The 15,284-nt window shown below is 67.5% G+C and carries 14 protein-coding genes; 11 read left to right on the top strand and 3 right to left on the bottom strand.

The genetic code is table 11. The features are described from left to right. Window positions 1–157 precede the first annotated feature (157 nt). Complete coding sequence (locus tag GV161_RS30045) at window positions 158–1,183, top strand: ABC transporter substrate-binding protein (RefSeq protein ID WP_152012932.1); 1,026 nt, start codon at window positions 158–160, stop codon at window positions 1,181–1,183. 152 nt (window positions 1,184–1,335) lie between these two features. Here the strand turns inward: GV161_RS30045 and GV161_RS30040 are convergent, their stop codons facing one another. Continuing rightward, complete coding sequence (locus GV161_RS30040) at window positions 1,336–2,073, bottom strand: cupin domain-containing protein (protein ID WP_152012931.1); 738 nt, start codon at window positions 2,071–2,073, stop codon at window positions 1,336–1,338. A 346-nt stretch (window positions 2,074–2,419) separates the two neighbouring features. On the opposite strand from GV161_RS30040, the gene GV161_RS30035 reads away from it, so the two are divergent. The 7 genes from GV161_RS30035 to GV161_RS30005 all read left to right on the top strand — a co-directional run bounded on the left by GV161_RS30035 (window position 2,420) and on the right by GV161_RS30005 (window position 9,110). Next, complete coding sequence (locus tag GV161_RS30035; RefSeq protein WP_152012930.1) at window positions 2,420–2,836, top strand: hypothetical protein; 417 nt, start codon at window positions 2,420–2,422, stop codon at window positions 2,834–2,836. Between the two features lie 75 nt (window positions 2,837–2,911). Further along, window positions 2,912–3,319, top strand: a complete 408-nt coding sequence (locus GV161_RS30030; RefSeq protein ID WP_152012929.1) for a nuclear transport factor 2 family protein — start codon at window positions 2,912–2,914, stop codon at window positions 3,317–3,319. 98 nt (window positions 3,320–3,417) lie between these two features. After that, on the top strand, window positions 3,418–4,266 hold the full coding sequence (gene pdxY / locus GV161_RS30025) for a pyridoxal kinase PdxY (RefSeq protein WP_152012928.1): 849 nt from the start codon (window positions 3,418–3,420) through the stop codon (window positions 4,264–4,266). Window positions 4,267–4,271: 5 nt separating this feature from the next. After that, complete coding sequence (locus GV161_RS30020) at window positions 4,272–5,393, top strand: endonuclease (protein WP_152012927.1); 1,122 nt, start codon at window positions 4,272–4,274, stop codon at window positions 5,391–5,393. Further along, a complete protein-coding gene (locus GV161_RS30015) occupies window positions 5,390–6,289 on the top strand; it encodes a PhzF family phenazine biosynthesis protein (protein WP_152012926.1) in 900 nt (299 codons plus the stop codon). Before GV161_RS30020 ends, GV161_RS30015 begins: the two co-directional genes overlap by 4 nt. Next, window positions 6,286–7,011 (top strand): NUDIX hydrolase, encoded by a 726-nt coding sequence (locus GV161_RS30010; protein ID WP_244623929.1) that lies wholly within the window; start codon window positions 6,286–6,288, stop codon window positions 7,009–7,011. Before GV161_RS30015 ends, GV161_RS30010 begins: the two co-directional genes overlap by 4 nt. A 23-nt stretch (window positions 7,012–7,034) precedes the next feature. Beyond that, window positions 7,035–9,110: a M3 family metallopeptidase gene (locus GV161_RS30005; RefSeq protein ID WP_152012925.1), complete on the top strand. Its 2,076-nt coding sequence runs from the start codon at window positions 7,035–7,037 to the stop codon at window positions 9,108–9,110. A gap of 148 nt (window positions 9,111–9,258) precedes the next feature. On the opposite strand, the gene GV161_RS30000 is transcribed toward GV161_RS30005, so the two are convergent. Continuing rightward, complete coding sequence (locus tag GV161_RS30000; protein ID WP_152012924.1) at window positions 9,259–9,588, bottom strand: hypothetical protein; 330 nt, start codon at window positions 9,586–9,588, stop codon at window positions 9,259–9,261. 84 nt (window positions 9,589–9,672) lie between these two features. Then, window positions 9,673–10,362 carry a YoaK family protein gene (locus GV161_RS29995; protein WP_152012923.1) on the bottom strand — a complete coding sequence of 230 codons (690 nt, stop codon included), beginning with the start codon at window positions 10,360–10,362 and terminating at the stop codon, window positions 9,673–9,675. Window positions 10,363–10,481: 119 nt separating this feature from the next. Here GV161_RS29995 and GV161_RS29990 point away from each other — a divergent pair, with 119 nt between their 5' ends. The 3 genes from GV161_RS29990 to GV161_RS29980 all read left to right on the top strand — a co-directional run bounded on the left by GV161_RS29990 (window position 10,482) and on the right by GV161_RS29980 (window position 15,213). Beyond that, window positions 10,482–10,967 (top strand): hypothetical protein, encoded by a 486-nt coding sequence (locus GV161_RS29990; protein ID WP_152012922.1) that lies wholly within the window; start codon window positions 10,482–10,484, stop codon window positions 10,965–10,967. Window positions 10,968–11,278: 311 nt separating this feature from the next. After that, on the top strand, window positions 11,279–12,841 hold the full coding sequence (locus tag GV161_RS29985) for a 2-isopropylmalate synthase (protein WP_152012921.1): 1,563 nt from the start codon (window positions 11,279–11,281) through the stop codon (window positions 12,839–12,841). Between the two features lie 158 nt (window positions 12,842–12,999). After that, window positions 13,000–15,213, top strand: coding sequence for a tetratricopeptide repeat protein (locus GV161_RS29980; protein ID WP_152012920.1), 2,214 nt, complete (start codon window positions 13,000–13,002; stop codon window positions 15,211–15,213). Window positions 15,214–15,284: the final 71 nt, after the last annotated feature.

The raw sequence follows: 15,284 nt of genomic DNA, 5'->3' as shown, positions 1-15,284 counted from the left end.
CCTTGAATCTTTCCTGTCGCTTCCGCGGCGATCTGCCCCGGCTTCACGCGCTCCGCGTCGGCATGCCTGCGCTTGCCCCGCTTGCGGCAATGCGCCTATCTTCGTCGCGAAATCGCGCCTTTTTCGAAGCGCGTCATCGCTCAACCGGAGGAAACCGATGTTTTTCACTCGTCGTGCGGCGCTGGCCGCGCTCGCTGTCACCACTGCGCTCGGCGTCTCGCCGGCCTTCGCCCAGAATGCCGAGAAGCCGAAGCTGACGCTCGGCGTCGGCGGCAAGCAGTTGCTCTACTATCTCCCGCTGACGGTCGCGGAGAAGAAGGGCTTCTTCAAGGATCAGGGGCTCGACGTCGAGATCAACGATTTCGGCGGCGGCGCCAAGTCGCTGCAGGCACTCGTCGGCGGCTCGGTCGACGTCGTCACCGGTGCCTATGAGCACACCATCCGCATGCAGGCCAAGGGCCAGGACATCCGCGCCGTGATCGAGCTCGGGCGCTTCCCGGCGATCACCATTGCGGTCCGCAAGGACCTTGCCGACAAGGTCAAGTCCGCGGCCGACTTCAAGGGCCTGAAGATCGGCGTCACCGCGCCCGGCTCCTCGACGGCGCTGACCGCGCAATACGCCATGGTCAAGGCGGGGCTGAAGGCAAGCGACGCGGCGATCATCGGCGTCGGCGCCGGCGCCAGCGCGGTCGCAGCGATCAAGCAGAAGCAGGTCGACGTGATCTCGCATCTCGACCCCGTCACCTCGAAGCTGGAATCGGATGGCGATGTGGTTTCGCTGATCGACACCCGCACCGAGGCCGGCACCAAGGCGCTGTTCGGCGGCTCGAACCCGGCGGCGGTGCTCTATCTCAAGAACGATTTCGCCGAGAAGAACCCGGTGACGACGCAGAAGCTCGTCAACGCGCTGATGAAGTCGCTGAAATGGCTGGAGACGGCCAAGCCCGAGGATGTCGCCGATCTCGTCCCGGCGGAATATCATCTCGGCGACAAGCCGCTCTACCTGACCGCGGTGAAGAACTCGCAGGAGAGCTACTCGCGCACCGGCATCCCGACCGCCGACGCGATGAAGAGCATGTACGACTCGCTCAAGCTGCTCGATCCCGAGCTGACGAACTCGAATGTCGACCTGAACAAGACCTTCATCGACTCGTTCGCCAAGAAGGCGGCGGCGGGCTCGTAAAGGAGGCTCCTTTCTCCCCTCGGGGGAGAAGGTGGCAGCGCGAAGCGCTGACGGATGAGGGAAGGGCCGCGCGAGCGGGCCGGTCGTACTGCCCTCATCCGTCTGCTTCGCAGACACCTTCTCCCCCGGAGGGGAGAAGGAAGGGCCGAGCCCTAGGCTCGCTGCCCGCCGACCGAGATGAAGGCCATCAGGCAGGGCTCCGGCAGCGGGTTGCGCCAGCGATGCCGGGTGCCGTTCTGCACGATGCAGTCGCCCTGGCGCAGATGGACGGTTTGTCCGTCGTCCAGCTCGAGCGTCATCTCGCCACGAACCACGACCCCGTAGTCGATGGTGTCGGAGGTGTGCATGCCTGGCGCACTGAGATCGAAATGGTCGCCCATGCGCGGGACCTTCTCCGACATTTCCTCCAGCGCGCTCTTGAAGGTCACGCCGGCTGGCGGCTTCCAGCCCTCAGGGCGCCGCGGCGGATAGGAGATGAGGCGGAACATCGTGCCGCCGGGGCCGGGAAAGGCGACTGTTCCCGCTAGCATCGGGTCGGGCTCCATCCCGGTGAGCTGCGGCACGCCCTCGGTCCTGTAGAGCTCGTAGAAGGTCAGCCCGGGATTTGAGTCGATCTCCACCACCTTGGACGTGACGTCGAACGACTTGAACACCGACTTGCCGGCTGCATCGCGGCCGGTCAGCGCCCGCTTCGGTGGTGGCAACTCGCTTGCATCCTTGGCCTCGGCCGGCGGCGACATCGCGGTCAGGGCGCTGCCGCCAACCAGCGCGGAAAGCGCCTGGAGCAGGCGACGGCGATCGCCGCCTTCAGGCTGTTCAGAAGACGTCTTGTCATCGTCCTGGGGCTTGTTCCTGCTTGTCGCGCGCCAAAGCCAGGAGAACTTGCTCATCGTCATCCTCCGCTGTTTCGATTCTTGCTTTTTCTTTTTAGTGCCGGGCCGCTGCGCTGTTGCGTCAAGCATCCGGCTTGCGGCAGGCAGGGTGATGAAGAATTCAGCTTTCGACAACTAGACCTTAGGCCCAGCCTTTTGCTCGGCAGCCGCGCTGGATTCTGGAGGGGCGTTTCGGAGGCAGAGGATTTGCCTGCTTTCGAACGAGCTTTTTCCGGTATTCGTTCGGCAGCCGGCTCAATTTGCATCAGCCGAAAGTCCAATTGTCTGCAACTGCAGGTGGATGAATATTGCGGCGGCGTCCGCTGGAAGATCCTTCCGGCGGAGGAGGCCAGAAGGTGCTCGCATGACGCCGAATGCCGCCGCCCTGTTCGCCTTCGTCATCCTGATCCTGCCGATGGGCTATCTGCTGCTGGCGGCCCCCGGCTTCCTGTTCGTGAAGCTCGATGTCCTGCCGGTCGCCCGGCTGATGCGGATGATGTTCAGTGCCTATTTCCAGGTGCTTGCCGTCGCTGCCGTCGTCGGGACGGTGGTCTTCGCCCTGACGGAACGCTGGGCCTTCGTGATCGGCGTCGGCGTCCTGGCGACGACACTGCTGGGGCGGCGCTGGTTCCTGGCGCGGATGGATGCCCAGATCGCTGCCTGGCCCGCCGATGTTGGCCGCCGCTTGCGCCGGCTGCATTGCGGCGGGATGGCGTGCAATGCCGCCCAGCTCGCCATCGTCATCGCCAGCGTGCCCTACATCATGGGCACGCCGGCCTGAGCGCAACGGCCAATTGCACGCTGGACTTGCAGTCACCGCGGCGCGAGAGTGTCTGTTGACGCAAGGAGAGGCGCCATGACCGATCGCGCTGCCGTCGAAGCCTTGATCCGTGATGCCTATGCCGCGCGCCATCGCGGCGATCTCGACGCCCTGATGGGCTATATGCACCCCGATTGCAGCTACCGGCTTGCCGGCGGGCCGGAGGCTGCCGAAGTCTTTGTGCAGCCGGAGGGCCACGCAGCCGTTCGCGAGCAGATGGCCGGGCTGATCGCGACCTATGTCTTCAGCGACATCGAAGAACTGGCGCTGACCGTCGATGGTGACAAGGCGACGCTGCACTGGCGCGCCACTGTCGCCTGCAAGCCGACCGGCCGCAGCGCAGCGTTCGAGATCATGGACATCTTCACCATTGCTGACGGCAAGCTGAAGAGCGTGACCCAGTTCACCGACACCGCTGCCGTGGCGCGATTGTCGGGCCTGTAGCGCTAAGCCTGATCGCTCCCATCACCGCTTTCGATTGGCGCGGGCCGCACCAGCCGCTAGGTTCGCCGCGTCGTTTCGTCGAAGGCTGGCCTACCCTCATGAACATCCTCTCGATCCAGTCCCATGTCGCCTATGGCCATGTCGGCAATGCTTCGGCCGTGTTCCCGATGCAGCGCCTCGGCGTCGAGGTCTGGCCGATCCACACCGTGCAGTTCTCGAACCACACCGGCTATGGCGCCTGGAAGGGACAGGTCTTCGACGGTGCCACGATCGATGAGTTGATGACGGGCATCGGCGAGCGCGGCGTGCTCGGCCGATGCGATGGCGTGCTTTCCGGCTATATGGGCTCGGCCGATATCGGCCACGCCATCCTCTCGGCGGTGAGCAAGGTGCGCGAGGCCAATCCGAAGGCGATGTATTGCTGTGATCCGGTGATCGGCGATGTCGGCCGCGGCGTCTTCGTGCGGCCAGGCATCCCCGAATTCATGCGCGAGCAGGCCGTGCCGGCTGCCGACATCGTCACGCCGAACCAGTTCGAGCTGGAATTGCTTACCGATGTCGAGGTCAGGACGCTGGCCGATGCGCATCGCGCCGTCGAGGCTTTGCGCGATGCGGGCCCCAAGGTCGTGCTCGTGACCTCGCTGATCACCAACGAGACACCCGACGATGCGATCGACCTGATGGCGGCGGACGGGCAGGGCACCTATCGCGTTCGCACGCCGAAGATCGACATCAACATCAACGGCGCCGGCGATGCGATCGCGGCGCTGTTCTTCGTGCATTACCTGCGCGACGGCTCAGCCGCGAGCGCACTCGGCAAGGCGGCTTCCTCGATCTACGGGCTGCTGAAGCGGACCAAGGAAGCCGGCTCGCGCGAGATCCTGACCGTGGCGGCGCAGGACGAGTTCGTCACGCCCTCGCAGCTCTTCGCGCCGGAAGCGGTCTGACCGGCATGAGGCTGCGCCTCGGCACCTTCAACGTCGAGAACCTGCTGACACGCCATCGTTTCGAGCCCGGTGGGCGGACCGAGACGGCGGCGGCGATGTCGCTGTTCCATTTCCCGCGCGCTGACGAGCGCGACGCGGTCGAGCGCTCGCTCGCGGTCGCGCTCGAGGACGACAAGCGCCAGATGACGGCGCTCGCCATCGCCGAGGCCAATGCCGATCTCTGGATGCTGCAGGAGGTCGACTCTCTGGCGAGCCTGCAGGCCTTCTTCGCCAATTACGTCCACCGCATCGCCGATCATCGCTACGGCCATTTCACCCTGGTCGATGGCAATGACCGGCGCAATATCGACATCGGCTTTGCCGCACGGCGCGACCTGGTGCAGCCGCGGCAGGTCACGGTGCGCTCCTACAAGGGCATGAGCTTTGCGGATGCGGAGGCGTTCTCACCCGAGATCGCCGCCTTCGGCATCAATCCGCGCGACAAGGTTTTTGCCCGCGATTGCCTGGCGGTCGAGCTCGATTTCGGCGACCGGCGGCTGACCCTGTTCGGCTGCCATTTCAAGTCGATGAACAATGGCCGCGACGATGGCAGGCAGGCGACCTTGCCGATCCGCCGGGCCGAGGCGCTGGCGGTGAGGAAGATCATCAAGGATTGGTTTGGGCCGGGCTGGCGCGCGGCGAACTGGGCGATCCTCGGCGATCTCAACGGCTACCGCATCGGGCTCGGTCCGCTGGCGGCCCCGGTCGACGAGGGCGACAGCGGTATCGAGCCGCTGCTCGAGGATTTCGCCGTCGATCCGATCGAGAGCCTGCCGCCGCATGAGCGCTGGACGCATTTCCGGCGCTACTGGTCGGAGGAGCGCCAAGCCCTGGTCGACAGCCATATGCCGCTCGACCATATCCTGCTCTCGCCGGCGCTGGCGGCGGCCAATCCGAACCCGGCGATGCAGACGATCCGGCGCGGCCTGCCCTATCGCGTGCCGCTCGACCCGCGCGAGGCCGACCGCTCGATGGCCAAGCTCGCCTTGACCTGCGACCGCTATCCGCGCGTCGGCTGGGACCGGCCGAAAGCCTCCGACCATTGCCCGCTGACGATCGAGCTGACCATCCCGAAGGAAACCGCATGAGCCGCCGCTTCGTCACGCTCGACGTGTTCACCACGCGGCCGCATGCCGGCAACCCGCTTGCCGTGGTGCTCGATAGCGAGGGGCTCGATACCGCCGCGATGCAGACCATCGCCCGCGAGTTCAACCTGTCCGAGACGGTCTTCGTCGCGCCGCCGGCGAACCCTGCCCATCGCGCCGCGATCCGCATCTTCACGCCGGGACAGGAGCTGCCCTTCGCCGGCCATCCGACGGTCGGCACCACCGCGCTGCTGGCACTGCGCGATGCGGCGGAGGGGCGGCCGGCGGACCAACTCGTGCTGGAAGAGAAGGTCGGGCTGGTGCCCTGCGTGATCGCGCTCGGCAATGCGCGTTCGGCCCGCGCCACCTTCACCTTGCCGAAGCTGCCGGAGCAGATCGTGCAGCCGATCACGGAGGCGGCCTTGGCCGAGGCGGTCGGGCTTGAACTGACCGATCTCGGCTTCGATACGCATCGGCCGAGCGCCTTCTCGGCAGGTGTCGCCTATACAATGGTGCCGGTTGCCGGCCGTGAGGCAGTAGCAAAGGCGCGTGTCGCTGGAGCGTTCGAGCGCGTGATGGCGCCGGCCCAGAACGGCAATGCCTTCATCTATTGCCGAGAGACGGAGGAGGCCGGGCATCACTATCACGCCCGGATGTTCTGGCCGGAAGCCGGCGTGACCGAGGATCCCGCGACCGGCTCGGCCGTCGCCGCCTTCGCCGGTGCGATCATGGCGTTCGACCGGCCGGGCGATGGCACGCATCGCCTCGTCATCGAGCAGGGCTACGAGATGGGCCGGCCCTCGCAGATCGAGCTGACGCTGACGGTCGCGGGCGGCGCGCTGGCCTCCGCGACCATCGGCGGCGGCGCCGTGGTGATGAGCGAGGGCGTGCTGCTGTGACCGGGAATGGCGTCGTTGACGGCGAGATCGTCGCGCTCGATCGCGTCGAGGCGAAGGTCGAGGCTTTCGACTGGGGATTTGCCCGCGAGCGTGCCGACGAGATCGCGGCGCATTGGGCTGGGATCAGCGCCGGCAAACCGGCGATGTTCAACGGCCGCGTCATGCTGCAGCACCGGGCGGCGATCGAGGGTGGCGTGTTCCATGCCGGCTATTTCGAGGCCGACTATGCCGCCTTCATGAGCTGGCGCGATTTCGGCCAGCCAGGACCGGCGATCCGCAACGGCTTCGCCATGGCAGCGCTCAGGGCGACCGACGGCGCCTTCCTGCTCGGCCGGATGGGCGATCACACCGCCAATCCCGGCAAGGTCTATTTCGCCGCCGGCACGCCGGACCGGGAGGACGCTCGCCCCGACGGCACGCTCGACCTCGCCGGCAGCGTCACCCGCGAGCTCTGCGAAGAGACGGGCCTCGCGCTCGATGAGATTTCCGTCGAAGAACGCTGGACCGCTGTGATCGTGCCGGGGCGGGTGGCCTTCATGCGCCCGGTCGGGATAGGCCTACCGGCCGAAGATGCCCGTGAAATGATGCTGGCTCGGATCGCGCAGCAGGACGAGCCGGAATTGTCCGACATCGTGATCGTCCGCACTCTCGCCGATTGCGCGGCTTATGACATGCCGCCCTTCATGACGTCCTATCTCGCACATATCTTCGGGCGAGATTGACCCCTTACCGATCGAGGTTGCCGATGGCCGATGCGTCCGAAGTCCTTGCCCTGCCTGAAGGCAACCCGTTCGGGCGCGCCTGGGAGACGCCGTTCGGCCTGCCGCCCTTCGCGCAGATTACGCCAGAGCACATCAAGGCGGCCTATCCGGCAGCGCTGGAGCAGCACCGGGCCGAGGTCGAGGCGATCAAGGCGGACAAGGCTGCTCCGAGTTTCGGCAATACGATCGAGGCGCTGGAACGTTCGGCCCGCGGCATGAGCCGGCTTGGCGGCGTGTTCTACAACCTCACTGGGGCCGACACCAACGAGGCTCTGCAGGCGATCGAGCGCGAGATGTCGCCGGTGATGTCGCGGCACTGGTCGGCGATCATGATGGATCACGAGCTCTTCGCGCGCGTCGATGCCGTTTTCGCGCAGCGCGAGGGCCTCGGGCTGCGCGAAGAGCAGCTCCGGCTGCTGGAGCGGACGCATCGCGGCTTCATCCGCTCGGGCGCCAAGCTCGAAGGCGAGGCCAAGGCACGGCTTGCTGCGATCAACGAGCGGTTGGCCGGTCTTGGCACCAGCTTCGGCCAGAACCTACTCAAGGACGAGGCGAGCTATGCGCTGATCATCGAGGACGAGGCCGATCTCGACGGCCTGCCGCCCTTCGTCGTCGCGGCGATGGAGCGCGCGGCCGCCGATCGCGGCCAGGAGGGCAAGCATGCGGTGACGCTGGCGCGCTCGATCATCGAGCCCTTCCTGACCTTCTCGACGCGGCGCGAGTTGCGCGAGCAGGCCTTCACCGCCTGGAGCAAGCGCGGCGAGAATGGCGGGGAGACCGACAACCGCGCCATCGTCGCCGAAATGGTGAATCTCAGGGCCGAGAAGGCCAAGCTCCTGGGCTTTGCGACCTTCGCCCATTTCAAGCTCGACGATTCCATGGCGAAGACGCCGGAGAACGTCCGCAACCTGCTCGAGCTGGTCTGGAAGCCGGCCCGTGCCCGCGCCGGGCAGGAGGTTGCAGACCTCGCCGCACTCGCGCAGAGCGAGGGCGAGAACGCTCCGATCCGTCCCTCGGACTGGCGCTTCTATGCCGAGAAGGTCCGGCAGAAGACCTATGCGCTCGATGAGGCCGTGCTGAAGCCCTATCTCCAGCTCGACAGGATCATCGCCGCCGCCTTCGACACTGCCGGCAAGCTGTTCGGGCTCTCCTTCGCCGAGCGGCCGGATCTTCAGGGCTACCACCCGGATGTCCGCGTCTTCGAGGTCACCGAGGCCGCGAGCGGTCGGCATATCGGCCTCTTCCTCGGCGATTATTTCGCCCGCGCCTCGAAGCGTTCAGGCGCCTGGATGAGCGCCTATCGCGGCCAGCGCAATTTCGACGGCGAGGTCCGGCCGATCATCGTCAACGTCTGCAACTTCGCCAAGCCCGCCGAGGGTAAGCCGGCGCTGCTCTCGATCGACGATGCCCGCACGCTCTTCCACGAATTCGGCCATGCCCTGCATGGCCTGCTTTCGGACGTGCATTACGGCTCGCTCGCCGGCACCTCGGTCTCGCGCGACTTCGTCGAACTGCCCTCGCAGCTCTACGAGCACTGGTTCCTGACGAAGGAGGTGATGCAGCGCTTCTGCCTGCATGCCGAAACGGCTGAGCCGATCCCGGACGCGCTGATCGAGAAGATCAAGCGGGCGCAGACCTTCAACCAGGGCTTCGCCACGGTCGAATACACTTCCTCTGCGCTGGTCGATCTCGCCTTCCATTCGCTGGAGGCGCCGGCTGAGGTCGATCCGCTCGCCTTCGAGGCGAAGGAACTCGCGCGGATCGGCATGCCCAGCGAGATCACCATGCGCCACCGCACGCCGCATTTCAGCCACGTGTTCTCGGGCGATGGCTACTCGGCCGGCTATTACAGCTATCTCTGGTCGGAGGTGATGGACGCCGACGCCTTCAACGCCTTCATCGAGGCGGGCGATGTCTTCGCCCCGGAAGTCGCCGGCAAGCTCAAGCGCTACATCTACTCGGCCGGCGACACACGCGATCCAGCCGAGGCCTATACGCTGTTCCGGGGGCGCCTGCCGACGCCGGATGCGCTGCTGGAGAAGCGGGGGCTGGCGGCGTAGATTCCTTCTCCTCTCGGGGGAGAAGGTGCCGGCAGGCGGATGAGGGCGGTACGACCGGGTGAGACGAAGGCAGGTCGAGCCTGTCCTTCCCTGATCCGTCAGCGCTCCGCGCTGCCACCTTCTCCCCCGAGGGGAGAAGGGAAGGGGCTCACGGATAGCCGAACTTCGTCCGTGTCGCGCGGATCTGGGAGGTCGCGCCGGCCTCGTTGCCGGCGGCGCAGCTCTTGCGGGCGGTGTCGATCTCGGCGCTGACGCGGGAGTGGACGCCCTTGGTGGTGTGGCCGGTCTGCAAATCGTTGTCCATCACCGCCTGGAAGCGGTCGACCTCGCCGGCGCAGCCCGATCCGGTCGGCATGCGGAAGGTGTTGGGCGTGACGCCGGTCGGTGCCTGCTCGGGCGAGGGCGCTGGAGGCGGAGCGGCCGTCTGGCAGGCGGCGAGGGAAAGGCCGAGGGCGGCGGCGAAGAAGGCAACGCGCATAAGCGGAGCTCCGGCTGGTCGGACCGGAACCATGGTTGATTCCATCCGCGAGGCAAAGGTCCCCGATGGAAGGGACCTGATCGCTCAGTCCTGACTGGGCATGAAGAAGGCGGCGATGGTGAAGCCGCCCGCCGCCAAGGCCGCCAGCCAGATCGCCCCCAGCCCGACGTGCCCATGCGCATAGGCGCCCAGGAACGCGCCGACGAGCAGGCTGAGCCAGAGCACGAAATGGCGCAGGAAGGCGCGCTTGGAGCCGCCGAGCAGGGCGCCGGCGAGGCGCTGTCCCATCTTGACCAGCGTGCCGGTCATGTAGGTCAGCCCGATCGTGACCTCGCCGTCGCGCTGGAAGACGGCGTTCTCGGCGCCCATCGCCAAAGCCAGGATGCCGGCGGCGGCTATGGACAGTCCGGCGCCGTAGAGGCCGGCAGAGAGCGCCAGCGCCAGCGTGACAAAAGCCAGCACGGCGGCCTGGCGCCGGCGTTTGCCGACATGGCCGACGAGCGAACCGCAGATCACCCCGAATACGAAGAGGAGGATGATCATGCCGGCCACCAGGACGCCGTCCAAGCGGCCTTCCGCCAGCTCGATTCCGAGGCGGGTGGTGTTGCCGGTCATGAACGAGACGAAGAAGCCGCCGATGTTCAGGAAGCCGAGCGCATCGACGAAGCCGGCGAGCCCTGAGAGGCCCAAGGCGAGCCCGATGGCGGGACGATCATAGCGCAGCACAGGCAAGGCACTCCGTTCAGGAGGTGGGCGTTCGGTGCGCGCGGTCATGGGCCGAATCGCACCAGGCAGCTAATCCATGCGCTGGGCCGGTCATGCCAATGCTAGAGTGGGCCGAGCGCATCTCAAGCCTCTTACTCCCGTCACAATTCGACGGAACCCTGATCGTCATGACCGTGCTGCATACCACCGAGCTCGAAATCTTCGCCGACTACTTCCAGTTCTATCTCCAGGACGAGGCGGTCGACGAGGATTGGGGGGCGTTCTGGACCGACGAGACGGTGGAGCGGATGCTCGCCGTCGGCGAATGCTCGGTCGGTATCGCCACTGCCAGGAACATGAACGTACCCGTCGTGCTCGCCGTCCATGACGCCGCGCCGGAGGCTGATTTCGACGAATGGGAACTGGTCAACGAGTGCTCGTTCCGCACGCGCTCGGGCCAGATGATGCTGATCGGCTGCACGGAAGGCTCGCCGCAGGAGCGGGCGCGCTTTTCGCTGGCGCCGGGGAGATATCGTTTGCGGGTCTCCTATGTCGGCCTCGACAGCCTGAGCGACGACGGACTGGAAGGCGACGATTTCTATCGGCTGCAAGTCTGGCCGGGACCTCACGCCGAGACCAGGACTCTGAAGGAGCGGGCCGGCGCTGCCGGCTGAGCCCGCGCACGAACGTTCAAGACCTCCCGGGCTTGCCTTCCTATCCTCCAATCCGGTAGACAGCCCAAGTCGTCGAGAGGATCGTTCGTGGCCCAATTCGCCACCCATGCCGAGAGCCTGAACCGCGCCATCGCGCGGACGGCCGGCATGTGCGCTCCCTCGCTCCTTGGTCAGCTGCTTCTTCTTACCAGCCCCTGAGGGCCGGCCGGGCACGTGTGCCTGGGCGCTCAGGGGATGACGGGAACCAAGCCTCCGACCCTACGCGCCCGCCGGAACCGAGATGCGGCGCGTCCTGACCAAGGACCAAGACCATGACCGATGCCAGCAACACCGTGTCCGCCAAGGACCGCGTCCTGATCTTCGACACCACGCTGCGTGACGGCGAGCAATGCCCGGGCGCGACCATGACCTTCGAGGAGAAGCTCGAGGTCGCCGACATGCTGGACACGATGGGCGTCGACATCATCGAGGCCGGCTTCCCGATCGCCTCGGACGGTGATTTCGAGGCGGTCTCCGCCATCGCCAGCCGGATCAAGCGCGCGACCGTCGCGGGGCTGGCGCGCGCCATTCCCGCCGACATCGCCCGCGCCGGCGAGGCGGTGCGCCATGCGGCCAAGCCGCGCATCCACACCTTCGTTTCGACCTCGCCGATCCATCTGCAGTTCCAGATGCGCAAGAGCGAGGAGGAGGTGCTGGAGATCATCACCAAAACGGTGACGCAGGCGCGCAACCTGGTCGACGACGTCGAATGGTCGGGCATGGATGCGACCCGCACGCCGATCGACTATCTCTGCCGGGCGGTGGAGACCGCGATCAGGGCCGGCGCGACCACGATCAACCTGCCCGACACCGTCGGCTACGCCACGCCGGACGAGTACCGCACCATGTTCAAGGCGGTGCGCGAGCGCGTGCCCAATGCCGACAAGGCGATCTTCTCGGCGCATTGCCACAATGATCTCGGCCTCGCCGTCGCCAATTCGCTGGCGGCGATCGAGGGCGGGGCGCGCCAGGTCGAGTGCACGATCAACGGCATCGGCGAGCGCGCCGGCAATGCGGCGCTGGAGGAGATCGTGATGGCGCTGCGGGTGCGCGGCGACGTCATGCCCTACGACACCGGCATCGACGCGACCTATCTGATGCGCGCGTCGAAGGCAGTTTCGACCGCCTGCTCCTTCCCGGTGCAGTACAACAAGGCGATCGTGGGCCGGAACGCCTTCGCGCATGAGAGCGGCATCCACCAGGACGGCATGCTGAAGCACCAGCAGACCTACGAGATCATGACCCCGGCTTCGGTCGGCGTGACCAAGACCTCGCTGGTGATGGGCAAGCATTCCGGCCGCGCCGCCTTCCGCTCGAAGCTGAACGAGATGGGTTACGCGCTCGGCGACAACCAGCTGGAGGACGCCTTCACCCGCTTCAAGGCGCTCGCCGACCGCAAGAAGCATGTCTATGACGAGGATATCGAGGCGCTGGTCGACGACAATCTGGCCACCGCCCATGACCGGGTGAAGCTGGTCTCGCTGACGGTGATCGCCGGCACGCGCGGCCCGCAGCGCGCCATGCTGAAGCTCGACATCGACGGCCGGATCGTGGCCGAGGAGGCCGAGGGCAACGGGCCGATCGACGCGGTGTTCAACGCGGTCAAGGCGCTGGTGCCGCATGAGGCGGTGCTGGAGCTCTACGACGTCCACGCCGTCACCGAGGGCACCGACGCCCAGGCCGAGGTCAGCGTGCGTCTGTCGAGCGACGGCGCGGCCGTGACCGGGCGCGGCGCCGATCCGGACACGCTCGTCGCCTCCTGCAAGGCCTATCTGGCGGCGCTCAACAAGCTGGTCGCCCGCGGCAGCCGCATGCACGCGCAAGCGGCGGAGTAGGAGCCTGTCCACAGCCACTGTGTCGCTGTCACCGGCGCGGCACAGTGGCTGCTTTTTCGTTTCTTTTTCACTGCGCAGGCGCAGCGACCTCTGGACCTTTGGCGGCCTTTGCCGATCTCATCATCGTCGGCTGGGGGAGCCATGGTGAGAGTCCGTCGATGAAGTTGCTGCGCCTGATGTCGCTGGGCGCGCTTGCCGTGCTGGGCGCAGGGCCCGCCGCGGCCTATGCGCCTGCCGCGTTGCCCGAGCGGGCCGAACGTGCGCAGGAACGCCTGCGCGTCTGCATGGGTGCGATCGAGGCAGGCGGCGCCGAACGGCGCGCAGCCTGCGATGAGAGCCTGACCGGCGAGTTCAACCGCGCCGTTCGCGCCGATCTGCTCGCCAGCCGCGGTTGGATCTCCGAGGCCGAGAACGCCCTCAATGAGGCGCTGCGCGATTTCGATGCGGCGCTCAAGGCGGTGCCGAATCATCTGGCCGCCCTGCGTGGCCGGGCGCACACCTTGTCCGAGCTCGGCCGGCATGCCGAGGCGGCGGCGCTGATCGAACGGGCGATGGTCCTCGGCGGGCGCGCGACGCTGCTGGCCGACCGGGCCCTGCTGCGCGAGCGCGCCGGCAACATCGCCGGAGCGCGGGCCGATCTCGACGATGCGATCGCCCTCGATCCCTCCAATAGCTGGGCGCGCGGTACGCGGGGGCGGTTCCGGCAGGACGAGGGCGAGCACGAGGCGGCGGTCGCCGATTTCGATGCCGCCCTGGCGCTCGAACCGGAGGTCACCTCCTATCATTACCGGCGCGGGCTCTCGCTTGTCGCATTGGCGCGGCCACGCGAGGCGATCGCTGCCTTCGATGCCGCCCTGCGGCTGGAGCCGACCGTCGTGCAGGTCTGGCTGGAGCGCGGGCGGGCTTTCGAGATGCTCGGTCATGACGGCCCGGCGCTCGCCAGCTATGAGCGGGCACTGCGCCTCGACAGTCGGCACGAGGCGTCGCTGTCCCGGCGCGCCTTCCTGCTGCAGCGCATGGGCCGCGTCGAGGACGCGATTGCGGCCTATGACCGGCTGCTCACGGTCCAGCCCCAGGCTGCCTTTGGCCTCAACAATCGCGCCGGCCTGCTCGCCGGGCTCGGCCGAGGCGAAGAGGCGCTTGGTGACCTCGACCGCGCCATCGCGCTCGTCCCCGATGACCGCAATGCGCTGCGCAACCGCGCGCAGCTCCTGTTGACGCTCGGCCGCAACGACAAGGCGTTGCGCGATCTCGACCGCGCCGGGCCCGGGCACGATGCCGGAGCCTGGCACGGCATGCGCGGCGATGCGCTGCTGGCGCTCGGCCGGCCTCAGCCGGCCTTGGGCGCCTATCGCGCCGCGCTCGCGCTGAAGCCGCAGGATCACGCCACCCTGTTCGGCTTCGGGCTGGCGCAGGAGATCCGCGGCGATCGCAGCGCGGCCGCCGCCGCCTATGGCGCGCTGCTCGCGGTCGATCCGGAGCATGAGGGGGCGCTCGAACGGCGCGAGGAGTTGCTGCCGGCGCTCGGCCGCTCGATCGAGGTCTGGCCGGCGCGCCTCGCCGGGCTGTGGCGGAGTGCCAGCGATAGCTACGTGCGTGAGCGCGCCGCGCTGCAGGGCGTCTATCGCGCGCTGCAGCCGCAGGCGGCTCCGGCCCCCCTGCCTGTCCCGCCCAATCCGCTGGCAGCGCTCGATGCCGCGCTGGCGCTCGACGCCTTCGATGTGCCGCGGCTGATCCGGCGGGCCCAGTTCAGCATCGGCCAGCCGCAGCGCGAGGCGCAGGCGCGGGCCGATCTCGCCGTCGCCCTGCTGCTCGAGCCGGAGAACCCGGCGGCACTGGTGCAGCGCGCCCGGCTGAATTTCCGCGACGGCGCCTTCATTGCGGCGCAGGCCGATGCGGATGCGGCGCTGCGCAGCGAGCCGCGCTCGATCGAGGCGCTGTTCCAGCGGGCGAGGGCGTTGACGGCGCGCGGCCAGCTCGGCGCCGCGCTCAAGGCCTATGACGATGTCGTCGCGGTCGCGCCCGCCAATGCCGCGGCCCTGCTCAACCGGGCGCTGCTGCTGCAGCGTGCGCGCGAATATGAGCGGGCGCTGGCCGATCTCGACGCCGCGGTCGCGGCCGATCGGGCCGATCCCGATGGCTGGGTGGCGCGCGCCGCGCTGCGCACGGCCCTCGGGCAGACCGATGCGGCGATCGCCGATTTCGACCGGGCGCTGTCGCTCGACGCCAGGCTCGGCCAGGCTTGGTACGGCCGCGCCCTGGCGCATCAGCGCCGTGGCGATGCGGCGGAGGCGGCGGCCGACTTCGCCAGGGCGAAGGCGCTCGACGCGCAGGCCGAGGAGCGCTACCGCGCCTTCGGCGTGGCGCCCTGAGGCGCTTCGGCAGCCGGTCCTGGGGATGAAGACCGGCTTTCAACAGGGTTCTGCGTCCTAGCGCGCTGTTA

Source organism: Bosea sp. 29B, assembly GCF_902506165.1.
Classification (GTDB): Bacteria; Pseudomonadota; Alphaproteobacteria; order Rhizobiales; family Beijerinckiaceae; genus Allobosea.
Note: the sequence above shows the minus strand (reverse complement) of the source record. Positions and strands in the feature narration are given on the sequence as shown.